A 22,312-nucleotide genomic window follows, 5' to 3' on the forward strand; every position below is an offset into this window, starting at 1 on the left:
TTGGATCATCAAAAAAAAAATTAAAACTCAGATGACCAAATCAATTTTAACTCTAATCTTCCTTGGCACTTCTCTACTCACTGAAGCGACCACGCTGAAAGGACGAATCACTGACCCCAGTGGCGAAGGACTGCCAGGAGTCAATGTATTCATCAAAGACACTTATGATGGGGCTACCACAGATAGGTATGGCAACTATTCGTTTGATACTTACGAAACAGGCGAACAAACTTTAGTTGCCAGCTTCATTGGTTACAAAAAACACGAAGAGACCATAGATCTGTCGAAGACTATCGCACTCAATATTGAATTGAAGGAAGAAGTCAATCGTCTTTCTGGCGTGACTATTACGGCTGGCAGTTTCGAGGCGAGTGACGAGAAGAAGGCAGTAGTGCTCAAGCCACTCGACATTGCCATGACAGCAGGTGCTTTGGCAGATATCCCAGGAGCTTTAAGCAAATTGCCTGGCACCACCACCAATGGAGAAACAGGCAGGCTCTTTGTACGCGGGGGAACAGCTGCAGAGACGCAAGCTTTCATTGATGGGATATTGGTACATAGCTTCTATACACCTGCTCCCAACAATGTACCTTCTAGAAGTAGGTTTTCTCCTTTCCTGTTTAAGGGCACTTTCTTTAGCACGGGAGGATACTCGGCTGAATACGGTCAAGCTTTGTCTTCTGTTTTGTCTTTGAATTCTAATGACATCGCAGACGAGACCAGAACAGACCTGTCTTTTATGACAGTAGGCATGGATGCTTCTCATACTCAGAAGTGGGAAAACGGTTCAGCCTATGGGCAGGTAAACTACACCAACCTAGACCCCTATATGGGATTGATTGATCAGGCTTATGACTGGGAAGATGGCTATACATCACAGAGTGGTACGTTCATGCTTCGTCAGAAACTCAGCAAACACGACATGCTGAAGGTATATACCAACTACGATCACAGTGCCTTTGTAGTCAATCAGCCTAGTATCAATCACTCAGACAATGACCACACTGATATGGTCAACAATAACTTCTACTTAAATACGAGCTACAAGAGAGCGATTGGTGAAAACAGCACGGCCTATATCGGCACTTCTTACGGACGCACCTATACAGACGTTATTTTCAATGAAGCGCATGTAAAAGACACGCAACAGAGTGTGCATACTAAGGGCTACTTCACCTCGGACATCAACAGTATTTCTGTGAAAGTAGGTGGAGAGGTCATCAGTACTAAACACGAAGAAAATACTGTGATAGAAAATGGAGAAACTTTCATTCCAGACTATAGTAATCACCTGTCTGCTGGATTTGCTGAGGCGGATTATTACCTGACCAATAGCTTAACAGTCCGTGGTGGATTGCGCTATTCGCACTATTCCATGTTTAGCGAAAGCGCGATATCTCCTAGACTATCCATGGCCTTAAAAACAGGTGAAAACGCACAGCTATCGTGGGCGTATGGAAAGTTTCATCAATTACCAACTCGAGATCTATTGCTTCGCTCACAGCAAATGAGCTATGAGCGAGCAGACCATTACATGATGAGCTATCAGACCATCAACAATGGTAGAACTTTTCGCTCAGAAGTCTATTACAAGCATTATGATGACTTAGTGAAATTCGATGGCAACGATCCTTACAACCCGACCACCTTCAACAATAATGGCGGCGGCTATGCCCGAGGTATTGACCTATTCTGGAGAGACAGCAAAACTTTCAAAAATGTAGACTACTGGGTATCGTATTCTTACATTGATACCGAAAGAGACTTTAGAGATTATCCGTACCAAGCCAAGCCAACATTTGCTGCTGGACACAACTTCGCTATAGTGTACAAGCACTTTATTCCAGACATCAGAACGCAGATTGGGGCTTCATTCACTTACAACAATGGCCGTCCCTACAACAATCCCAATGAAGATGATTTCAATGGAAATAGGACGAAACACTACGCTGATTTGAGTTTCAATTTTGCCTATTTATTCAAGCCCAACTTCATCGTTTATGCCTCAGCAAGCAACCTACTCGGACGCGACAATGTGTTTGGTTATGAATACGCGGATAATGCCAATTCTAATGGCGTGTACGAATCCAGAGCCGTAGGACAGCCAGCCAAAAGATTTTACTTCATTGGGTTGTTCATAACCCTGACCAAGGACAAGAATAAAAACAACCTTGAAAACTTATAACAACATCATTCAATCAAAATTTAAAGAAATGAAAAAGTCAATTTTAACTGTATTGGGGATAGTGGTAGCCACTCTTTCTATACTCGCATCAGATGGTCAAAATGTACTGACCGTGGTAATTAAAAACGTGCAAGGCTCGGACGGCCTCCTCGAAGTCACTCTCTTCGACTCAGAGGGCAACTGGCTCAAAGAAGGTCAAAAGCAAAAGGTATCTATAGATAGTGGCACTGATGTAAAAGTGGAATTCAAGAATCTTCCAAAAGGTGCCTATGCCGTAGCAGTCATTCATGATGCCAACGCTAATGGTGAACTGGATACTGGTTCTTTTGGAATACCCACAGAGGCTTATGGCTTTTCCAATAACGCCCGTGGTATGTTTGGGCCAGCCGATTTTGACGAAAGTCAATTTGAGCTAAACGGCAACAAACAAATCGAAATCAATATCAAATAACTCTGTTAACATCAAAACTATGAAATCTCTAAATATCCTTATCGTCTTTGTAATTGCTGCGACATTCGCCAATGCACAAAATAAAAAGTATATCAAAACGATGGAATCCAGTATCCCAACCATCTATCAGGCAGAAAGTATCGCAGACTTGGATGCCTCTGCCAACAAGTTTGATCGTATTGGTCAGGCCGAAGCTGATCAATGGGAACCTTACTACTATGCCTCATTGTCGTACGTTTTTAAAGCTTTTAGAATAGAAGATTTGCAAGCCAAAGACCAGATTCTTGATCAAGCCCTGGTTGTACTCGGCAAAGCCTCTACACTTTCGGAAAACAATTCAGAAATAATTGCGCTTCAAGGGTTTATCAATATGATCAAAATTGGGGTAGATCCGGGCACGCGAGGCCAGACCTTGTCTCCCAAGATTATGGCTGACTATGGTAAAGCATTGAAATTAGACCCTAATAATCCAAGAGCCAACCTATTTATGGGACAGATGTTATATGGCACGGCACAATTCTTCGGAACAGGCGTAGACGATGCATGTGCCTTGGTTGATAAATCCATCATGCTATTTGAATCAGAAAAGCCAGCATCTAGCATAGCGCCAAGTTGGGGGTTGCCCAGTGCCCAACAATACAAAAAACAATGCGAAACAGCATTAGCAAAAGCAGAAACTCAGGAATAGCTTTTCAACAGTCAAAGAACTGTCATCACGAGCATGACGAAGTGATCTCAAACGTGAATTAGGATTAGTATTCATGAGATTGCTTCACTTTGTTCGTAATGACGAAAGACTTTTGAACCAGCCTCATTATTTTGCAGCATTCATTTCGACATATGGCAAGCATTACACACTGCAGTAGTATATCTAAGCACCCCAAAGAACTGATCAATAGCTGGTTCACCATTCCTTTTATAGGAGCTTTAGTCATTACCCTAATTTATGATTTTAATAATTTGAAGTCTCAAGAATATGGCGTATTTGTTCAAAGCTGGAGTGTCTCTTATGCCTTTTGGACTGTTCTGGCTAATGGCAACAGTATTATTATCTACTTAATTGACAAACGATGGACTTGGCTTGATCACCCTTATCGACGGGCAGCAATAGGTATCACTAGCATTTTGATTTATACACCGATCGCTTCTTTACTTATCATTTATTGTTTTGTAGAATTTGTCTTGGATGTAAGGTTTCAAATTGTACTGGAAAACAAAAGCATTTTTAGTTTACTCATGGTACCCATGGGAATAACCATATTAGTTGCCTTGTGGGGTCATGGAAGAGTTTTTTTCATTGAATGGCGACAAGCCGCAATTGACGTTGAGCGATTGAAAAACGAAAATCTTAAATCAAAATTCGAAACGCTCAAAACTCAGGTTAATCCACATTTTTTATTCAATAGTTTGAATGCTTTGACTTCTCTAGTCTATGCCGACCAAAGCAAGGCCGTGGAGTTTATCCAAAAGCTCTCCCAGGTCTATCGTTATGTGTTGGATCATCAGAATGACGAAGTGGTACCACTTCAAACTGAAGTAGATTTTCTAAAGTCATTTGTTTATCTCAATACCATTCGCTTTGGCGACAACTTTGAAGTGGTGTACAAAAACATGGATACGTTCTTGGTTAATGAAAACATCCCACCAGTGACCTTGCAAATGCTCATAGAGAATTGCATCAAGCACAATGAAATTTCAAAAAAGAATCAACTGAAAATTACAGTTGAAAGAAAAGACGATCGAATAAGCGTTGACAACAACATCAATCTGATCACTTCAGCTAAGCAGGACTCCAGCGGGCTGGGTCTAAGTAATATCATTTCCAGATATGAAATGCTGTCCGACCAAAAGGTAGAAGTCATTCATTCAAAAGACTCGTTCGAAGTCATAGTTCCTATTCTTTCTCTGGAGTCATGAAAGTATTAATTGTAGAAGACGAAGGCATAGCAGCAAATCGCCTGATCCAGTTATTGGATCAACTGGACAATTCTATTGAGGTGGTCGAGCATTTGGATTCCGTCAAGTCAGTTATCGAATGGTTTCAAACCAACCCTACACCTGATCTTGCTTTTTTCGACATCCAATTGGCGGATGGCTTAAGTTTTGAAATCTTTGAGCAAATAGAGATTAGCTGCCCTATCATCTTCACTACGGCCTATGATCAATATGCCATAGAAGCATTCAAGGTGAATAGTATCGACTACCTCCTCAAACCTATGATGGAAGCTGATTTGCAGCGGGCACTAGAAAAATTCAACAAGCAAAAAGAGTCCATTCCATCCATGGATGTAGCTGCGCTTATGCATCTCATACAGCAACAAAACAAGTCCTACAAAGAACGTTTCGTGATCAAGGTAGGTGAACACCTCAAATCTGTACTTGCAGAAGAAGTGGAAATTTTTCTAAGTGAAAATAAAACCACTTACCTCCTATCCAAAGACTGCAAAAGATTCATCATCGACTTCACGCTAGATCAAATTCAGGAAGCTGTAAACCCCAAGTCCTTTTTTCGTATCAATCGAAAATATCTTATCCATATTGAAGGTATCAAAGACATCATTTCTTATTCCAATAGCCGTTTGAAACTAGAATTACATCACTTCAATGCTGATGACCTGATTGTCTCAAGAGAAAAGGTCGTGTTGTTTAAAAAATGGCTGGATCGCTAAATTCAGAACGTTTATGGCGAGACATTTGATGTCAATCATATCCTAGCTATCTCCAATTGAAATTTTGCACGCCATAAATGGCGAATGAGATTGTAATACCTGACTGCTTCAACTAGCTGCACGGCCTCCAGCACAGGATACTTGTTACTTACGCCTTCAACAACCGCCTAAAATTATCACAGAAAACAGCAGTAGAGACTGCAACATTCAGTGACTCAGCACTGCCATAGCCTGGGATAAAGACTTCTTGCGTAAGATATGGCTTCAAGTCTTCTGATAAACCCTCTGATTCATTGCCGAATACCACTACGGCTGGTTCTTGAAATTTGAGTTTATGAATATTGTCTCCTTGTAAAGTGGTCCCGTAGACATGTTCTGATTGATCCAACAGTTCTGCAAGATCAGTATAGTGAACCCTCACTCTAGCAAAGGAACCCATGGTAGCAGAGATTACTTTGGGATTATAACAGTCCACAGACTCTGATGAACAAACAATCTGCTTGAACCCGTACCAGTCGGCTATTCTAATGACTGTGCCCAAATTGCCAGGGTCTTTGATTCTATCAAAGGCCAATATGGATTGGCTTGTATCTATTTTGGTTTCGTCGGGGATTTTGACCAAAGCCAAGGCAGCATTGTTGGCGGAGAAACTGCCTGCTTTTTTCAAGTCAGCTTCTTTTGTTTCACTGATCAGTTCATGATGGTTTGACAGCAGCTCCTTGTGTTTAGCCATAAAGTCAGTCGTAGCAAAGACTTTAATCACTTCTAGACCTGATTTCAATAACTCTAGCACATTTTTTGCCCCTTCCACGACAAATTGATTTTCCAGTTGCCTGAATTTTTTTAATTGTAGGGATTTAATGAATTTTGACTCTCGATTTGAAATCATCAATTGTTGTGCTTTATTTATCAAAATTTAGCTTTTGCGCGGCATTCACAGAGATCTAAAACCGACAGCTGACATTTTTCCAAACTTAATGGATTATCAGTAAATCAAGGCAATTGATCATCGACTAGACAGAGAAAAGATTAATAATTTCAAACCTTCATATAGGCCAATCCTACTGGTCATGTTCCTGTTGCTTACAGGATGCATGGGTCGTAGATTTTTACCTGCTGGAGAGTCCCTGCTGGTAGAGCAAAAACTGGATGGTGCTGACAAATTGAATAAAGAAGAAATTCAGACACTCTACGCCTACAAGCCCAACAGAAAAATTCTTTTCATTCCCTGGTCTCCTTATGTTGGCATTTACCAACGCGGCCTCAAACGCTATGACTCTGCTAAGTACGAAAGCAATAAAGAAAATATCCGTGCCAAATACAGTCAAAAAATTGCTAAGGCCACCAAAGAAAAAAAGGAGAAAAAACTTCGTACCAAGATGAACAAGAAGCTAACCAAGCAAACGAGAAACATCAAGGAAGGCAACTTTGGTATGCGTATGGGAGAGCCAGTAGCTATATATGATACAGTCAAAGAGAATATCACTGTGCAGAAAATCAAAGGCTACATGGAAACCAAAGGCTATTTCAACTCCAAGGTCTCGTATAGCTCGGAGAACACTTTCAAAATGGTCACCACGGTTTATAAAATAGAAAAAAACCAACCCTACGTGATTGATTCTTTGTTTTACAATATCCCTGACAGTGCCATTTACCAAAAGGTAAAAGAAAGTAATGAAACCTCCTTTTTAAAACTCGATCAGAATTATGAGCAAGCTCATCTGGTAAGCGAGCGAGACAGACTCAATGATCTGATGCTCAATAGTGGTTACTACAATTTCAATCGGCAGTTCATCAGTTTTGTAGTGGATTCTTCCTATCTGGGAGATAAAAAGGTAATTATTGGGTTGAGCATTCGAAATCCAAACAACCAGCCCAAGCACAAAGTCTATACTATAGACTCCGTGATATTCACTACTGATGCGAATATCACAGGCCTGACATCCAATCGACAAACGGAAAAATTTGAGGGCATCACCTATCAGTTCTACAGCAAGAAATACTCAGAAAAAATACTGGATCGAAGAATATTCTTAAAACCAGGGGACCTATATCAAAAATCCAACACACTCGAAACACAGAAGCAACTTTCGAATATGGACATATTCAAGTTCATCAATATCAATTATGACACAACAGGCGGTAAATTCATTTCCAATGTATTCACCAGCCCTCTCAAGAAGTTTCAAACTTCTTCTGAGCTTGGAGTCAATGTAAGCAAGGGTTTGCCTGGTCCATTTTTCAATGCTTCTATTAAAAATAGAAACACCTTCAAAGGTTTGGAAGTGATGGAGCTAAGTGGCCGAGTGGGCTTTGAAGGATTGTCTGGTGCCACTGATACAGACAACCCCTACTCATCCTTGGATTATGGTGCAAACCTGGCTTTCACCTTTCCACAATTCATGATACCCCTTAGTCCTAATTTCAGATCAAAACTGGGTCATCTCAACCCTAAGACCAGACTATCGTTTGGTTTGAATTATACCAATAGGACAGAATACCTGCGATCCAATGTCAATACATCATTGATTCTAAGCTGGCAGAACTACAAAAAACGGCGCAACTATGCACTGAATATTGCGGATATAAGCTTTATTGATTCTAACGTAACTGATGACTATCAAAAATTCTTGGATGACCTTGAAAACAACGGCAACAACCTTAACAACTCCTTTCTTCCATCTTTTGTAAGCAGCACCTGGCTTTCTGTCACTCACAACATCAACGACTATGGAAATAGACAAGAAAATTCGGCCTCCTTCAGATATCAAATCGAAGCTGGGGGCAACCTCTACAGTTTAGTCGCCAGGAACACTTTCGATAGAGAATTGGAGTACTTCAAATACGCTAAGTTTGATGTGGACTACCGCCATTCATCACCCATCACCTCTCAAATAATCATGGCTTATCGAGCCCATTTAGGGGTGGCCTATCCGTATGGTGACAATAAAACGCTTCCCTACGAAGAATTCTTTTTTGCAGGTGGTAGCAACAGCATTCGCGCCTGGCAACCCAGACGTTTGGGTCCTGGATCATTCTTGCCAGTAGATTCCTTAGGTGTTTATAATAATGACTTTGAGCAACCAGGAGAAATTCTACTCGAAACGAGCATTGAACTTCGACATAAAATATTCGGTTTTCTGTATGGGGCACTCTTTGTGGATATGGGCAATGTCTGGACCATGCGTGAAGATCCTGTAAGACCTGGCGGCCATTTCGAATTTAATGACTTTTTAAAAGAAATTGCTATTGGTGCTGGTTATGGCCTGCGACTAGATTTCTCATTTTTACTACTTAGGCTGGATGCAGCCTGGAAAATCCATGACCCTGGAGATCAAACCAGATATAGTGATAGTATAAAACGCGGGAGGTTTGATTTACCAGATTATAAAGACTATAAATCTTTGGTTTGGAATTTAGGTATTGGATATCCTTTTTAGAATTATGAACAAAGAAGAAATACAAGATTGGTTTAAAGGGTTACAGAATGACATCTGTAAGGCATTGGAACAAACAGACGGCAGTGGTAAATTTCATGAAGACCAATGGGAGCGATCAGAAGGTGGAGGTGGAAGAACACGGGTAATTAAAGCAGGCAACATTATAGAAAAAGGTGGGGTCAACTTCTCAGCCGTACATGGTCCTACGCCTACCAAAATATTGGAAGCGCTGAAAATAGACCCAGCAGACTTCTTCGCCACGGGAGTATCCATAGTGATGCATCCACACAGTCCCATGGTACCCATTATTCACATGAACGTACGATACTTCGAGATGAGCAATGGTATCAGCTGGTTTGGTGGCGGTATTGATCTCACGCCTCACTATGTGGATGAAGCAGATGCCAGATACTTTCATGCACAAATGAAAGCCTGCTGTGATAGGCACGACTCTTCCTATTATTCAGCATTCAAAAAATGGGCCGACGATTATTTTTATATCAAACACAGAAAAGAAACTCGTGGTGTTGGAGGGGTTTTCTTTGATCGTTTATCAGCCAATCATCAGTTTAGCAAAGCAGATCGTTGGAAATTTGTGCAGGATGTAGGCAGCCAGTTTGCACCAATTTACACACATCTGATGACAAAAAACAAAGACTTGCCTTACGGCGAAAACGAAAAACAATGGCAGTATCTAAGGCGTGGTCGCTATGCAGAATTCAATTTGGTGTGGGACAAAGGCACCAAGTTTGGGCTGGATACAGATGGACGTACAGAATCCATTTTGATGAGTTTGCCACCACAGGCTAACTGGGAGTACAATCACATTCCCTTACAGGATTCGAAAGAGCAACAAACACTAGATCTTCTCCAAAAGAAAATTGATTGGGTATAAAACCTCATCCTTTAATCAAGTACTGTTGTCATAATGTAAAGTTTATTTGTCAATATGGATTTTTCAACTATATTTGTGTAAAGTTTTATTTACATTATATCAAATAATACATACATGACAGCAAGTCAAAATAACAACTGGGCAGAGGAAATAAAGAGGAATACCATCAACCTGGCCTATTGGACTATTGCCTGGACTGCCTCTATGGCCTTGGCAACTTTCGGCCCTATATTTATATGGGAAAATCAGGCCATGACGATCTCAGGCATTGTTATAAACCTTGGACTTGGCGCGGGAATGATATTAGCCAACAAACGTCACCTGAATGGATTAGATGAAATGCAGAAGAAGATTCAGCTTGAGGCAATGGCTATTGCGTTGGGTGTAGGCATAGTCTCAGGTCTTAGTTATTCACTGCTGGATCAAACGAATGTAATTCAAATGGACGCAGAAATTTCTCACCTAGTAATATTGATTGGTCTTACTTATGCGATGGCTATTTTTATCGGACGATATAGATACAAATGAAAAATAGATTAAAAGTACTCCGGGCAGAAAGAGATATGACTCAGGCACAACTGGCAGATCTTTTAGCCGTCTCACGACAAACCATCAACGCCATTGAAAAAGGAAAATTCGATCCGAGTTTACCCTTGGCTTTCAAAGCTTCCAAATTGTTTGAAACCTCTATAGAGCAAATTTTCCTATTTGAGGAGAACTAGAAGGGACAAAAAAAGAATCCTAGCGGCCAGGCTAGGATTCTTTGCATGATACAAAAACAAAACTACTTAACGATTAAGTATTATTAAACCGACGGCTTCGGTTATTTCTTTTCAATTTTCTTCATTACGCTATAGTCAGCGCTATTCACTTCGTAAGAGTAGGTTCCGGCAGGTAGATTAGATATGTCAAATCTTTTCAACATTTTCGTTTTCTTTACTGTCTCACCATGAAGTAAAACTCCAGCGTTGTCCTTGATAGCAATTCTTACTTTACTGTCAGCAGGGTTTTCAACCTGGATATATACCATACCATTGTTCTGAGTGAAAATGTTAGCCTTCACTTCCGAAACTTCTTTGGTGGCTGCACCGTGAATCTCAGCCATTGATACTGTAGAAAAGGTTAATGTGGCGATCACTAATAATGATAAAGCTTTCATAAGAATTTGTTTTTCTTGTTTAATAATTATGTAGCAAGATTAACGGCGTTTGTCGACTGGTGAAAGTAAATTCTGGTGAGCTTCATAATTTCATAGGTGAAATGTAGCCGTTTTCAGATGAATTTTAGAGGTGTTTTTTGGATAAAAATCCGACCAAACTATCCTCATATTTTATCATGTCAATTGACAGGTTTTTAATGCGTAAAGTGCAGATAAATGGAATAGATGAGTGTTTTATTAAAGAGGTTACTTGAAGTAACCTCTTTAATTTTTGACTTTCAAGGCGGCAGTTAATCTAAATTGTAAGCTGTTCTGAAACTTGTTGGTGACAACACCAACAAGGGCGGAAAAGTCCTGCGCTAGTGAGGAGATTTACATTCGAAACAATAAAGTTCTAATTCCTTGATCTTAACTCTCAACTTATCATGTTCAATTCTAACAATCTCGTTCTTTTTACCATAATCAGAAACATTATAAATATCTAGAACATCGTTTTCATATTCATCATTTAATTGTAATCCATAGGAACTTGTTTGATCAGGATCGACTAGAAATTGAGGAGATTCGAACCCATTCTTGCGCATAAGCCTGCTATAATATTCTGCTAAATCAAATTGAAAGGAAGCCAAGTCCAACAATTGAATTGCTCTCAAGGTATCTTTTGCTACAATTAAAGAAGAGTCAGTGTAAATAATCGATATAAACCTTTGATTCGAATTTTTCCTGAACCAACCTGATATTTTACGAGTCCTTTCTTGATTAAAACTAACATGTGATTTCAATTTAAAATATGAAGTATCGAACGACTCATTAATCTGACATTTGAAATTAGAAAATGATAAAACTTTGTCTTTTTTCCAAATCAAGGTATTTTGTCCAAGAGCAGGAGTGGCTTGTATAAATATGAAAACAACAAGAGTAATTAATCTCATTGCAAAAACCTTAGTTGAAACATAAATTAAACTCAACAATCAACTCCATGCGACCAATTCTTTAAAATTAACTCTCACTTTCTCCAAATCCTCATCCTTCCCAAACACCCCAAAAACCGCCGAGCCAGTCCCGGTCATGGAAGCATAGCCTGCCCCTAAGTCAAGGAGTTGGTTCTTAATCTTTTGAATTTCTGGATGGGCGGCAAAGACAGTTTCTTCAAAGTCGTTGACCACATTGCCTTGCCAAGATTTGGGAGATTGTTGAAGGATGGTTTTGAGATCGTATGTTGGCTCTTGAGGTGTGATGCCAGTAAATGCAGTCTTCGTACTCACATGGATACCGGGAAAAACCACCACGATTGAATAATCGGATAAATCAATACTGATATCCTCCATCACCTCTCCTATGCCCTTGACCAGCTTGGGTTTGTTGTCGATGAAGAATGGACAGTCCGCACCTAGTGTTTTGGCGTAAGCTTCGAGTTGAGTGTTGGTCAAACCTATTTCAAATTGGTCATTCAACAATTTTAAAGCAAAAGCACCATCTGCTGAACCTCCACCCAGCCCTGCACCCATGGGGATCACTTTATGCAAGTGCATTTTTACGGGTGGAATATGGTGCTTCTCTGTTAGTAACTCGTAAGCCTTCACGCAAAGGTTGCCACTGCTATCACCTGGAATATCTAAGCCAGATGAGGTGAATTCAAACTGACCAGCTGGCACGATTTCGAGCGCATCTTTCCAGTCAATAGGTAGAAAACAAGAAGAAAGGTTGTGATAGCCATCCGCTCGTTTAGAGGTGATGTTGAGGCCGATATTGATTTTGGCGTTGGGGAAGGCGATCATGGAATGAAGTTAGTAGCCAGAAGACCGAAGTAGGAAGGACTTCTGGCTCCCAACTTCAGTCTTCATACTAAAAATTACTTGGTCATCTGATCGATAATGTCTTGCGTGATTCCTGATGAAGAGAATCCACCATCATGCATCAAATTTTGCATAGTGACCATCTTGGTCAAGTCTGAGAACATAGAGATGCAATAGTCTGCACATGACTCAGCAGACGCATTGCCTAGTGGTGACATCTTCTCTGCATAATCCATGAATACATCAAATCCGCCTACACCCGAGCCAGCTGTGGTCATGGTAGGAGACTGAGAAATCGTGTTCACTCTTACTTTTTTCAATCTGGCAAATCTTTCACCATAGCTGCGGGCGATAGACTCCAGCATGGCCTTAGCCTGTGCCATATCTGAATAATCTGGGAACGTTCTTTGTGCAGCAATGTAAGTCAAAGCCAAGATAGAACCCCACTCATTCATGGCTTCTTGCTTCTCAGCAACTGCCATTACTTTGTGAAATGAAATCGCTGAGATGTCCATGGTCTTGAGCATCCAGTCGTAGTTCAAATCGCCATATTCTTTATTTTTTCTCACATTCGGGCTCATGCCGATCGAGTGTAATACGAAATCCAATTTTCCGCCTAAAACTTCCTGAGACTTGGTGAAAAGGTTTTCCAAATCTTCTACAGAGGTCGCATCAGCAGGAATTACTTCAGCTCCACATTGCTCAGCCAATTGGTTGATCGCACCCATTCTCAGGGCAATTGGTGCATTGGTCAATGTAAACGAAGCACCTTGTTCGTTTGCTTTCAAAGCCACTTTCCACGCAATTGAATTTTCGTCCAAAGCACCAAAAATGATCCCTCTTTTTCCTTTTAATAGATTATTAGACATTTGATTTAGTTTCTATTTGTTATAAAATCGTAAAGATAATTGTTAGACGCTAGTAGTTAGTAGTTAGTAGCTAGAAATGTCCATATCACTCCATTTCAATCAATTCCTTGGCACTGTTTCGCGCTGTATCAGAAGGATTCTCTCCTCCGATCATTTTAGCTATTTCTTCAAGACGATCCGCAGGTTCCAGCTTACGAATCATACTTTCGGCCTTTTCGGCTTCATTATTTTTATACACAAAATAGTGCGCCTGACCACGAGCGGCAATCTGAGGTAAATGACTAATTGAAATGATCTGGTGATTCGTGGACATACGTCGCATCATATTCGCCATTTTCAAGGCAATCTCACCAGAAACTCCTGTATCTATCTCATCAAAGACTACAGTTGGCATAGCTGTTTTACTTGCCAGCAAATATTTGATACAGAACATAAGTCTTGAAAATTCTCCTCCTGACGCTACATTGCCCACAGGCTCAGGTTTGATACCTTTGTTGGCGCTGAATAGGATTTCAATCTCATCAATCCCTAATTTCCAGGGTTCTACCCTTTTATAGACAAACGCTACATGACCGTCAGGCATTCCTACCTCTGCCAAAAGACCATTCAGTGAGATTGAAAATGTATCGATCACGCTGCGACGCTTTTCCGAAAGGAGTTCGGCTGATTTGATCAACTGCTTTTTCAACCTTTCGCTTTCAGCTTTCAATTCCTTAATCTCTTCTTCAAGGTTGATAGCTCCTATAGTTTCTCTTTCTAGCTGTGTTTGAATTTTGACCAAGCCTTCTACATCTGCTACCTTATGCTTTTGCTGTAACTTATATATCAAGTCTAATCTTTGACTTACTTCCTCTAGTCGTGCAGGATTGTGTTCAACATTTTCCTGAATATTGACGATATCGCGAACAATATCGACAATCTCTTCTGTAGCAGATTCAAACCTTGAACTCAAGGTTTCCAACTCTTTTGAAAAACCAGAAATATTTTTTAATGCACTTGCTGCTTCCTTCAAACGATCATTGATAGCCACATCACTTTCATCAAACTCTACTGAAATTTGCGAAAGTTTTAGTTTAATTTCTTCTGCATGTTCGAGCAACTTGAGCTCTTCTTCCAGCTCAGCCTGTTCGGATGCTTTTAGATGGGCAGCAACTAATTCGTCTAGTAAGTATTTCTTGTAGTCTTCATCTGTTTTAGAATTCTTTTCTTCTTCAAGCAGATCCGCAAGCTTTTTAGACAATTGAGTGAAGGCTATGTAGTCAGATTGGAATTGTTGGAGTTCCTTCGCAGTTTGCGCGAAGTCATCTATCAGTTTCACCTTCACTGACTTATTCCCTAACTGTATGCTTTCGTTCTGAGAATGTATATCAATCAATCGTAAGCCCACAGTTTTCATTACCTCAAGCGTAACTGGCACGTCATTGATAAATGCTCTTGATTTCCCTTTGGAATTGATCTCTCTACGAATAATGGATGAAGACTCATAATCTAGGTCTTCCTCTTCGAAAAGTGCTTGTAGACCAAGTTTTGAAATATCAAATTCCCCTTCTACTACACATTTTTTGTCCTTGTCTAGAAGTGCTTTAGTATCTGCTCGATTGCCTAGTAGTAGTCCTACTGCGCCAAGCATGATCGACTTACCAGCGCCAGTTTCTCCCGTAATAATGTTCAATCCTGCATCTGGCTCGAGTTGTAGTTTCTTTATCAGGGCATAATTAGTGATGGACAAACTGGAGATCATGAATTGGCTTTCTTTTCTTGAAGTGACAATGAGGTCAAAAATAAATACTTTCGAGATATGTTGGCTTAATCTTTTTCAAAGTTTGTACAACGAAAAAGATACTAAATCAGTTTTCCAAGATCTTCTTAAACTCTTCCGTTTTTGCCGGCTCTAATGCTTTGAGAATATCATAAACTTCGCGTCGTTCAGCTAAGTTTCCCTGTGAAAAGATACTCACAATTTCGTCCATTTTTGCATCCAGAAACGAAATGATCATAATCGAACGAGGCTTGGCCCTATTCACGGCCTGTACCTTTTTTAAAGCCTCCAAAATATTCGTTCGGGCAGTTTCTGGATCTTCTGCCATCAAATCCAATCCTTTGAGATGATATTCATAAGTCACTTCACGCATGGGTTCCATCACCTGATCTATGCTATTCTGCGCCCACCAGTATCTATTTCTTACACTATTGAACTGATCCCAACCTGCAAACCCAGATTGTTGGGCATTGTTTACCACCTGCCAGGCCGCCTCGTAATACTGCTGCCCTCCCAAGTTTTCAAATGAGTCATAGTCATTGGCCAAAATCATATAGGCATAAAATCCAAGCATGGAAGTGATATTCGACAGGAAAGTATTTGGTTGGAAATCCAAAGGCTGAGATTCTGTATACTCAAAGTTGAAGTCTCGATCTGCAAAGTTGATCAAGACTGCTTCGTAAGTTGAATTATATACAGGACGAGCGGCAACTACCTGTACCGTGGCTTGAAAATTACCTATGGAAGGTTGGGATTCCAGCGTAATATTGATACCACAACTGATGCGCTCATCGTTTTCAAATCGCTCTTCTGCCCACTTTCTATCATTGAGAAATTTGGCAAATTCAACCTCCATTTCCTCGAAAACTCTACGTTCTGTAGATTCTATCTGAATAGACTCCACATTCACTTGACAGTTCAATTCCTGGGCATAGCCAACAGAAAATGAAGCCATCAGAAACAGTAGAAATAAAATACTAGGATAGGATTTTTTCATGAACGCAGTTAAGAATGTCATTGGCCACTTCTTGCTTTGATTTAAGTTCAAAGTACTTTGGTTTTTGATCAACGCTGAAGATAGTAATTTTATTAGTATCCACGGAAAATCCAGCGCCATTATCATTCAAAGAATTGAGTACGATAAGATCGAAGTTCTTTTTAGCCAGCTTCTCCTGAGCATACAGCTCTTCCTTCTCAGTCTCCAAAGCAAATCCTACATTGATCTGATGAGCTAATTTTCGCTTACCCATTTCAGCCGCAATATCCTTATTCTTGATCAATTCGATAGTCATGGACTCGCCAGTCTTTTTTATCTTTTCTTCAGCAGGGGCGGCAGGTTTATAATCAGCAACTGCAGCAGCAAAAATGGCGATATCAGTTTGGTCATAAGCATCAGAAACTGCCTGATACATTTCATCTGCAGATGATACACTTGTGAGTGTAATAGCACTTGATGTGATTTGATAATTGCCTGGCCCAGCAATCAATTCTACGTGAGCCCCTTCATTGGCCATGGCATGCGCCAGTGCCAATCCCATTTTGCCCGATGAATGATTGCCAATAAAACGGACGGGGTCAATTTTCTCGTAGGTAGGTCCAGCAGTGATCAATACTTGCTTACCTACGAATCTTTTTTTTTTAGTGAAGTGTGTTTCAATTTGAGCAAACAGCAATTCGGGTTCTGCCATTCTGCCCTCTCCTACCAAACCACTGGCTAGTTCTCCATGAGCAGCATCCAACACTTGATGTCCAAAAGATTGCAAGGTTTTTAGGTTATTAAGTGTTGCCGGATGCTTATACATATCCAAGTCCATGGCTGGAGCTATCATGACCGGACACTTTGCAGATAGGTAAGTGGCCATCAACAGATTATCGCATAAGCCATGAGCCATTTTTGCCAAAGTGTTGGCACTGGCAGGTGCTATTACAAACAAATCTGCCCATAGTCCCAATTCGACATGGTTTTCCCATTGTCCCTGATCATCTTTTTCAAATGAAGAGACCGCAGGATTTTTAGAAAGTGTGGATAGCGTCAGTGGCGTAATGAAAGTTTTGGCAGATGAAGTCATTACAACCTTTACTTCACAGCCAGCTTTGATCAGGAGCCTGATCAGAAGAGCGGATTTGTATGCGGCAATACTGCCGCATACTCCTAGTAATATTTTCTTCCCCGTTAGCATTGGGGGGCGTATTAAATTTCGATGCCGCCTTCTTCTTTTACCGCGTCTCTAACTAAGATTTTTCCTTCAGAAAATTCTTCGATAGCCACGATAGTAGGCTTTGGCATTCTTTCGTAAAACTTAGAAATTTCGATTTGCTCTCTGTTTTCGAAGATTTCTTCTAGGTTGTCCACAGTAGATGCAAATTCCGCTAATTTCCCGCTCAACTCTTCTCTTACGTTAGAAGAAATTTGTCTAGCTCTTTTAGAAATTACATTTAGAGACTTGTAAATATTGCCAGTAGTAGTTGACAAATCAGTAATATCTCTTGTTACAATTGATGGTTTAACCGCCATTATTATGAATTTTTAGATAATTTTTCCATTTGATCCAGTGACTCCACATAAAACTTCTCAGCCTTTTTTACGAAATCACTATCAGGGTACTTGTCTACGAACTCTTCATAGAGTTCTATAGTTTTCCCGAACCGTTCTTTTTGCTTAGAGCGAATACTCTGCTTCGCATAGCTAAACTCTGAATCGACTGCATAATACAGAATTTCTTCATTTAGTTTAGAATCGGGAAATTCATCAGCGAAAGTCTCGAACGCCACCCGAGCAGCTTCCCATCTTTCCAACTTATGATATTGCTTGGCATTTTCAAATGCCTTTTTCTCTAATTTTCTTTGCAGCTCGTCAATATATTTGGTGGCTGGCTCTGCATATTCACTATAAGGGTTTCTATTGATGAAAACCTGAAACTCGTTGATCGCAGTGTATGTACTACTCTGATCCAAGTTGTAGTCTGGACTTTGTAGATACGCTGAATAGGCGGACATGTAAGCCGCTTCTATAGCCCACTCACTCCTGGAGTATATAGTTGCAAATTCTTTGAAATAGCTTCCGCTAAGGATATATTGTCTTTGGTGATAGTAGGAATATGCTCTGTAGAAGCTTGCTTTTTCTGCGTCAAGGGTACCTTTGATGATCGGCAAAACCTGATCAAACAAAACGGCAGCCTTGTAGTATTCCTCTTCTTCGTAGTAGCGAAGTGCAGCCTCATATTTCAACTGCCAATCTGTACTTTTTTGTAGTCTTTTGAATTCACTACAAGAAATAGCCAAAATTGCCGCAAAAACCAGTACAAAATTCCCTAAAACCCTCATTTTTCGCATAAGCCTGCAAATATAGCTTCTTTAGTTTAATAACAATAAATTTTTGACATGAGATTCAATCATCCTTCGAGCCATTTATCGCTCTTTTGGTAAATGTGGCTGGGCCTCGTTTAGTTGCTTCAATACTTCATTTTTATCTCTTTTTTTCAACTCTTGTTTGACTTTTTTGACGGCTTCTGGATGATCTTCAACTAATTCTCTTGCTCTCTTTTCCAAGTTATCTTTCTTTGTTACCTTATCTCCAGGATGATAGTAGGTGGCTACTTCATACAACTCTGGTCGCTCATCCGCTCTCCAGTCAAACTCATCCAGAAACATTTGGTCTTCTTCCAGTTCATGAGGGGGAATGAATTTAGCCTCTGGTTGTGTATAAAAGGAGATATTGTTCATGATGTTGTTTTTGAAACGCAGGGTCATGGCACTACAAAAGATCTTGTTCATGCCTATCATCAGGCTATCTCCTTTGAGTACGAAGTAATGACTTTCTCCATTACCATTAATATCCATATCCTGAATATCACCAAACTCATTGAAATTGCCAGTCATCTTTCTGCCCTTGATTTGATTGTGCTGCCCAAGTGTATCTATGGATATCAAAAATGCATTTCTTCTCAGTGTCATGATCTTCAAGATATCTTCTTCAAAGAATAAATCAATACTATCAGAAACCATCTGACTGTTTTTGTTCCAGATTACGGGATCATTGTACATGTGGATGGTGGAGTCGGATAGAAAATACGCCACTGAGTCACATTTACCTTGCATATTTAGCTTGTACATGAGGATATTATGAAAAGCCAGAATTCTCTCTTTGTCCTTGTCTACATGCTCTATGGAGACCAAGGTATCTGATGCCATAAAAAATGTATCCTGCCGCATCACACGTTTCATCAAGGGCCGACCATAAACAGTACTTATGCCTTTGTTTTTTTCATATACGGCCTTATCTCCCAGTATGTATATATCATCCTTTTTAGAAGTCATCACTACATTTCCTTTGGCCGTATAAATCTTCTTTTTGTCGTCAATGAAAATTTCATCACCAGTCACTGTATAGTTTTTGGTTTCTATGGTACCCTCATCAAAAATGGTTTGATCTTGAGCCGTTCTAAATTTTCCTCCATCCGCATCTACTGTTGTTCCATCCTTCTTTTCAATATAAGTTGGCCCTTTTGTTACGGCCACTTTCGAAATAGAAGAGTATTCAAGCGTATCCGCTTTTAGGTTAAAATCAGGCGCAACCAGCAATACTTTCTTATAGAAAAATGCCTGGCTGCTTTTAGAGTGATACACTCCGTAAGTACTGGTCAGTGTATTTCGCTCATCTACTAGCTTTCCATGCTCTTTGAATTCTCCAACTTCAGTAACCAGATTATAATCCAAAATATCTGTATAAAGCACCTTCCTACCTTTGCGATAGACCACATCTTCACGAAGCAGAGCCATGCCTTCGTCTCCTTTGTAAATCAATTTCTTAGATGTGATGGTCACAGAATCATCCACAATACGAACGCGACCAAACGCCTCCATCTCATTGGATCTTGAATAAAAATAGGCTGAATCGCAATACACAGTGGTAGACTCCTGGGTGAAAACCACGTTATGCAAAAGTTTTTTGAATCGCACCCTGCCATCTCGCGCATTGGTCAATCGGTCGGCTTTATATTTTATCTTATCCCCCTTCTGTGCCCATACAGCATTAGAAAAGGTCAAAGCACAAACCAACCAAAACAGATATATATTTCGCATAATGAAATTAATAAGGGGCAAAACTACATGGAAACCTTGAGATAAATAAACAATAAAACAATCCTGTCCACGAGCAAATCTGATACCAATTGCAGCGTTGTTCTTTCGCTTCCCTAACGAAAAAAAACTAAGTTTGATTAAAAATTCTACAGGTTGAGCACATTACTCAAATCATTCGAAAGATTCATCAAAAAAGAAAGGCTCTTTGTTCTGGAAGATAGCCTATTGGTTGCTGTTAGTGGCGGGGTTGATTCTGTGGTGTTAGTTCATCTTTTGAAGTCTTTGGGATATGATCTGACTCTTGCCCATTGCAACTTTCAATTGAGAGGTGAGGAATCTGATCTGGACGCCTCTTTTGTGAAGTCTTTAGGGAAATCTTACGATTCAGAAGTACTCGTTGAAAAATTTGACACAAAGGGCTACGCTACTGAGCACCAAGTATCCACTCAAATGGCCGCAAGGCATTTGAGGTACGATTGGTTTGAAAAGCTCCTCACTGATCACAAATACCTATTGACCGCGCATCACGCCAATGACCATACAGAAACGATGCTCTACAATCTGACTAAGGGAACTGGTATTTCCGGATTGCGCGGCATCCCCTTACGAAATGACAAAATAAGGAGACCCCTTCTTTTTACTAAAAGAGAAGAAATAGAGACCTATGCCAAAACAAACCAATTGGCTTGGCGGGAAGATGCTTCTAATCAGGAAGATAAATACAGTCGCAACCACTTGCGCTTAAATGTAATTCCTGAACTCAAAAAAATCAACCCCAGTCTGGAGCAGACCATGCTACAAAACAGCCTGAGATTTGAGGCACTAGAAAAACTTCTGGCAAATGAAGTCTCCACGATCAAGCATAAACATCTAACTCAAAGTAGCCATAGCTTTTCGTTGGGATTGGACTGGTACGACCACTCAAAAGGTGGGCTTTCGATACTGGTTGAATTACTCAAAGGATTTGGGTTCATTTTTGATCAATGTCTTTCAATTGAAGAAGCCATAGCTTCTCAAACAGTAGGCAAACAGTTTTATTCCGAAAAGTATGTGCTCGCAACAGACAGAGGAAAAATCCAGATCGTGTTACGCACATCTGACGAATCATTTTCACTGGAGATTGATAAAGAGGCTTGCTCAGCCACCACACCTTACGCAGACTTCATGATTGAGACCAGAGACAAACCCAAAGAATGGTCAAAGGAGGCAACCGTTGCTTGTCTGGATGCAGACTGTATCCAACACCCCCTGAAAGTCAGAAGTTGGGAACAGGGGGACTTCTTCTATCCCTTGGGCATGACGGGCAAAAAAAAGCTCAGTGATTTTATGATTGATGAGAAAATTCCCGTAAACTTGAAATCACGGGTAACACTATTCGAATCAGATGGAAACATCATCTGGGTAGCAGGTTACCGAATAGACGATCGATACAAAGTCACACCAAAAACCAAGCGTGTATTGATCATTAAAATGACCCATCATGTTTAATCCATTCAAGAAAAAATACAGTATAGAAGAACTTGATCTGATTGCCTTTTTGGCACAGACCAGACACTTTGAAAAATTGGATGAAGATGAATTGGCTCTTTTTCTTCCAAGTATGTACCTCCGAACCTATCAGCAGGATGAAGTGGTTTTTTTCTCAGGCGACCCTAGTCATGCCCTTTACATTATCAAAAAAGGATCTGTATCTCTTTCCATAGATGTAAATGACAAATTTGAGCAATTGGCAGAGTCGCATAGAGGAGGCATATTTGGTGATAATAGCCTGATAGAAGATGCCAAAAGGATTTACACGACAGTGATTACCTCTGAGAAGGCACAGCTATATGTCCTACCCCAAATCAATCTACTCGAAATCTTTCAATCACATCCAGAGGTGAAGGCCAAAATGATGAGCGCCTTTTCTGAGATTTACAATGAGTACACCACTCAACTTTTCAAAACCTACAAGTCTCACTTCGGGTTCTTTGAACTGAGCAAAGTCTACCAGGGAAAAATCTAAGC

General features: G+C 40.3%; 22 protein-coding genes. 11 read left to right on the plus strand and 11 right to left on the minus strand.

Annotated elements, in window-relative coordinates; all coding sequences use genetic code 11:
• Positions 1 to 31: 31 nt before the first annotated feature.
• From B9A58_RS17980 to B9A58_RS18000, 5 genes are all read left to right on the plus strand, one after another.
• The gene (locus B9A58_RS17980) at positions 32 to 2,185 is read left to right on the plus strand and encodes a TonB-dependent receptor (protein ID WP_176214835.1); all 2,154 of its coding nucleotides are present in this window, start codon (positions 32 to 34) and stop codon (positions 2,183 to 2,185) included.
• 28 nt (positions 2,186 to 2,213) lie between these two features.
• Entirely contained in the window at positions 2,214 to 2,636 is a 423-nt protein-coding gene (locus B9A58_RS17985) for a DUF2141 domain-containing protein (RefSeq protein WP_084374260.1), read from the plus strand.
• A gap of 19 nt (positions 2,637 to 2,655) precedes the next feature.
• Positions 2,656 to 3,324 (plus strand): tetratricopeptide repeat protein, encoded by a 669-nt coding sequence (locus tag B9A58_RS17990; protein ID WP_084374261.1) that lies wholly within the window; start codon positions 2,656 to 2,658, stop codon positions 3,322 to 3,324.
• Positions 3,325 to 3,476: 152 nt separating this feature from the next.
• Complete coding sequence (locus B9A58_RS17995; protein ID WP_084374262.1) at positions 3,477 to 4,553, plus strand: sensor histidine kinase; 1,077 nt, start codon at positions 3,477 to 3,479, stop codon at positions 4,551 to 4,553.
• On the plus strand, positions 4,550 to 5,305 hold the full coding sequence (locus B9A58_RS18000) for a LytR/AlgR family response regulator transcription factor (protein WP_084374263.1): 756 nt from the start codon (positions 4,550 to 4,552) through the stop codon (positions 5,303 to 5,305). The genes B9A58_RS17995 and B9A58_RS18000 overlap by 4 nt, the downstream gene beginning before the upstream one ends.
• 148 nt (positions 5,306 to 5,453) lie before the next feature.
• Here B9A58_RS18000 and B9A58_RS18005 read toward each other — a convergent pair whose 3' ends face one another.
• Positions 5,454 to 6,194: a TrmH family RNA methyltransferase gene (locus tag B9A58_RS18005; protein WP_084374264.1), complete on the minus strand. Its 741-nt coding sequence runs from the start codon at positions 6,192 to 6,194 to the stop codon at positions 5,454 to 5,456.
• 181 nt (positions 6,195 to 6,375) lie between these two features.
• Here B9A58_RS18005 and tamL point away from each other — a divergent pair, with 181 nt between their 5' ends.
• The 4 genes from tamL to B9A58_RS18025 all read left to right on the plus strand — a co-directional run bounded on the left by tamL (position 6,376) and on the right by B9A58_RS18025 (position 10,362).
• A complete protein-coding gene (gene tamL / locus B9A58_RS18010; RefSeq protein ID WP_084374265.1) occupies positions 6,376 to 8,745 on the plus strand; it encodes a translocation and assembly module lipoprotein TamL in 2,370 nt (789 codons plus the stop codon).
• 4 nt (positions 8,746 to 8,749) lie between these two features.
• Positions 8,750 to 9,640, plus strand: coding sequence for an oxygen-dependent coproporphyrinogen oxidase (gene hemF, locus B9A58_RS18015; RefSeq protein WP_084374266.1), 891 nt, complete (start codon positions 8,750 to 8,752; stop codon positions 9,638 to 9,640).
• Between the two features lie 114 nt (positions 9,641 to 9,754).
• Complete coding sequence (locus tag B9A58_RS18020; protein ID WP_084374267.1) at positions 9,755 to 10,168, plus strand: hypothetical protein; 414 nt, start codon at positions 9,755 to 9,757, stop codon at positions 10,166 to 10,168.
• The gene (locus B9A58_RS18025) at positions 10,165 to 10,362 is read left to right on the plus strand and encodes a helix-turn-helix transcriptional regulator (RefSeq protein ID WP_084374268.1); all 198 of its coding nucleotides are present in this window, start codon (positions 10,165 to 10,167) and stop codon (positions 10,360 to 10,362) included. Before B9A58_RS18020 ends, B9A58_RS18025 begins: the two co-directional genes overlap by 4 nt.
• A 101-nt stretch (positions 10,363 to 10,463) precedes the next feature.
• Here the strand turns inward: B9A58_RS18025 and B9A58_RS18030 are convergent, their stop codons facing one another.
• The 10 genes from B9A58_RS18030 to B9A58_RS18075 form a co-directional block, all read right to left on the minus strand.
• Positions 10,464 to 10,799, minus strand: coding sequence for a T9SS type A sorting domain-containing protein (locus B9A58_RS18030; RefSeq protein ID WP_084374269.1), 336 nt, complete (start codon positions 10,797 to 10,799; stop codon positions 10,464 to 10,466).
• 359 nt (positions 10,800 to 11,158) lie between these two features.
• Positions 11,159 to 11,731, minus strand: a complete 573-nt coding sequence (locus B9A58_RS18035; protein ID WP_139793971.1) for a hypothetical protein — start codon at positions 11,729 to 11,731, stop codon at positions 11,159 to 11,161.
• A 39-nt stretch (positions 11,732 to 11,770) separates the two neighbouring features.
• Positions 11,771 to 12,577: a 4-(cytidine 5'-diphospho)-2-C-methyl-D-erythritol kinase gene (gene ispE / locus B9A58_RS18040; protein WP_084374271.1), complete on the minus strand. Its 807-nt coding sequence runs from the start codon at positions 12,575 to 12,577 to the stop codon at positions 11,771 to 11,773.
• A gap of 74 nt (positions 12,578 to 12,651) precedes the next feature.
• A complete protein-coding gene (locus B9A58_RS18045) occupies positions 12,652 to 13,464 on the minus strand; it encodes an enoyl-ACP reductase FabI (protein ID WP_084374272.1) in 813 nt (270 codons plus the stop codon).
• 85 nt (positions 13,465 to 13,549) lie between these two features.
• Positions 13,550 to 15,205: a DNA repair protein RecN gene (gene recN, locus B9A58_RS18050; RefSeq protein WP_084374273.1), complete on the minus strand. Its 1,656-nt coding sequence runs from the start codon at positions 15,203 to 15,205 to the stop codon at positions 13,550 to 13,552.
• A gap of 106 nt (positions 15,206 to 15,311) precedes the next feature.
• Positions 15,312 to 16,220 (minus strand): type IX secretion system protein PorD, encoded by a 909-nt coding sequence (porD, locus tag B9A58_RS18055; protein WP_176214836.1) that lies wholly within the window; start codon positions 16,218 to 16,220, stop codon positions 15,312 to 15,314.
• The gene (gene coaBC / locus B9A58_RS18060) at positions 16,201 to 17,403 is read right to left on the minus strand and encodes a bifunctional phosphopantothenoylcysteine decarboxylase/phosphopantothenate--cysteine ligase CoaBC (RefSeq protein WP_084374275.1); all 1,203 of its coding nucleotides are present in this window, start codon (positions 17,401 to 17,403) and stop codon (positions 16,201 to 16,203) included. Before coaBC ends, porD begins: the two co-directional genes overlap by 20 nt.
• A gap of 11 nt (positions 17,404 to 17,414) precedes the next feature.
• The gene (locus B9A58_RS18065; RefSeq protein ID WP_084374276.1) at positions 17,415 to 17,738 is read right to left on the minus strand and encodes a DNA-directed RNA polymerase subunit omega; all 324 of its coding nucleotides are present in this window, start codon (positions 17,736 to 17,738) and stop codon (positions 17,415 to 17,417) included.
• Positions 17,739 to 17,740: 2 nt separating this feature from the next.
• Positions 17,741 to 18,556 (minus strand): outer membrane protein assembly factor BamD, encoded by an 816-nt coding sequence (locus tag B9A58_RS18070; RefSeq protein ID WP_245827110.1) that lies wholly within the window; start codon positions 18,554 to 18,556, stop codon positions 17,741 to 17,743.
• A 75-nt stretch (positions 18,557 to 18,631) separates the two neighbouring features.
• Positions 18,632 to 20,305: an OstA-like protein gene (locus B9A58_RS18075; RefSeq protein ID WP_084374277.1), complete on the minus strand. Its 1,674-nt coding sequence runs from the start codon at positions 20,303 to 20,305 to the stop codon at positions 18,632 to 18,634.
• Positions 20,306 to 20,458: 153 nt separating this feature from the next.
• Here B9A58_RS18075 and tilS point away from each other — a divergent pair, with 153 nt between their 5' ends.
• Positions 20,459 to 21,793 carry a tRNA lysidine(34) synthetase TilS gene (gene tilS / locus B9A58_RS18080; RefSeq protein ID WP_084374278.1) on the plus strand — a complete coding sequence of 445 codons (1,335 nt, stop codon included), beginning with the start codon at positions 20,459 to 20,461 and terminating at the stop codon, positions 21,791 to 21,793.
• Positions 21,786 to 22,310 (plus strand): cyclic nucleotide-binding domain-containing protein, encoded by a 525-nt coding sequence (locus B9A58_RS18085; RefSeq protein WP_084374279.1) that lies wholly within the window; start codon positions 21,786 to 21,788, stop codon positions 22,308 to 22,310. Before tilS ends, B9A58_RS18085 begins: the two co-directional genes overlap by 8 nt.
• Positions 22,311 to 22,312 lie beyond the last annotated feature (2 nt).

The sequence above is a fragment of the Reichenbachiella faecimaris genome (assembly GCF_900176375.1).
GTDB classification, from domain to species: Bacteria; Bacteroidota; Bacteroidia; order Cytophagales; family Cyclobacteriaceae; genus Reichenbachiella; species Reichenbachiella faecimaris.

What these genes read in the sequence shown, in the direction of transcription:
- B9A58_RS17980 (WP_176214835.1), top strand. Translation starts at nt 32, where the DNA reads ATGACCAAATCAATTTTAACTCTAATCTTCCTTGGCACTTCTCTACTC.
- B9A58_RS17985 (WP_084374260.1), top strand. Translation starts at nt 2,214, where the DNA reads ATGAAAAAGTCAATTTTAACTGTATTGGGGATAGTGGTAGCCACTCTT.
- B9A58_RS17990 (WP_084374261.1), top strand. Translation starts at nt 2,656, where the DNA reads ATGAAATCTCTAAATATCCTTATCGTCTTTGTAATTGCTGCGACATTC.
- B9A58_RS17995 (WP_084374262.1), top strand. Translation starts at nt 3,477, where the DNA reads ATGGCAAGCATTACACACTGCAGTAGTATATCTAAGCACCCCAAAGAA.
- B9A58_RS18000 (WP_084374263.1), top strand. Translation starts at nt 4,550, where the DNA reads ATGAAAGTATTAATTGTAGAAGACGAAGGCATAGCAGCAAATCGCCTG.
- B9A58_RS18005 (WP_084374264.1), bottom strand. Translation starts at nt 6,194, where the DNA reads ATGATTTCAAATCGAGAGTCAAAATTCATTAAATCCCTACAATTAAAA.
- tamL (WP_084374265.1), top strand. Translation starts at nt 6,376, where the DNA reads ATGTTCCTGTTGCTTACAGGATGCATGGGTCGTAGATTTTTACCTGCT.
- hemF (WP_084374266.1), top strand. Translation starts at nt 8,750, where the DNA reads ATGAACAAAGAAGAAATACAAGATTGGTTTAAAGGGTTACAGAATGAC.
- B9A58_RS18020 (WP_084374267.1), top strand. Translation starts at nt 9,755, where the DNA reads ATGACAGCAAGTCAAAATAACAACTGGGCAGAGGAAATAAAGAGGAAT.
- B9A58_RS18025 (WP_084374268.1), top strand. Translation starts at nt 10,165, where the DNA reads ATGAAAAATAGATTAAAAGTACTCCGGGCAGAAAGAGATATGACTCAG.
- B9A58_RS18030 (WP_084374269.1), bottom strand. Translation starts at nt 10,799, where the DNA reads ATGAAAGCTTTATCATTATTAGTGATCGCCACATTAACCTTTTCTACA.
- B9A58_RS18035 (WP_139793971.1), bottom strand. Translation starts at nt 11,731, where the DNA reads ATGAGATTAATTACTCTTGTTGTTTTCATATTTATACAAGCCACTCCT.
- ispE (WP_084374271.1), bottom strand. Translation starts at nt 12,577, where the DNA reads ATGATCGCCTTCCCCAACGCCAAAATCAATATCGGCCTCAACATCACC.
- B9A58_RS18045 (WP_084374272.1), bottom strand. Translation starts at nt 13,464, where the DNA reads ATGTCTAATAATCTATTAAAAGGAAAAAGAGGGATCATTTTTGGTGCT.
- recN (WP_084374273.1), bottom strand. Translation starts at nt 15,205, where the DNA reads ATGATCTCCAGTTTGTCCATCACTAATTATGCCCTGATAAAGAAACTA.
- porD (WP_176214836.1), bottom strand. Translation starts at nt 16,220, where the DNA reads ATGAAAAAATCCTATCCTAGTATTTTATTTCTACTGTTTCTGATGGCT.
- coaBC (WP_084374275.1), bottom strand. Translation starts at nt 17,403, where the DNA reads ATGCTAACGGGGAAGAAAATATTACTAGGAGTATGCGGCAGTATTGCC.
- B9A58_RS18065 (WP_084374276.1), bottom strand. Translation starts at nt 17,738, where the DNA reads ATGGCGGTTAAACCATCAATTGTAACAAGAGATATTACTGATTTGTCA.
- B9A58_RS18070 (WP_245827110.1), bottom strand. Translation starts at nt 18,556, where the DNA reads ATGCGAAAAATGAGGGTTTTAGGGAATTTTGTACTGGTTTTTGCGGCA.
- B9A58_RS18075 (WP_084374277.1), bottom strand. Translation starts at nt 20,305, where the DNA reads ATGCGAAATATATATCTGTTTTGGTTGGTTTGTGCTTTGACCTTTTCT.
- B9A58_RS18085 (WP_084374279.1), top strand. Translation starts at nt 21,786, where the DNA reads ATGTTTAATCCATTCAAGAAAAAATACAGTATAGAAGAACTTGATCTG.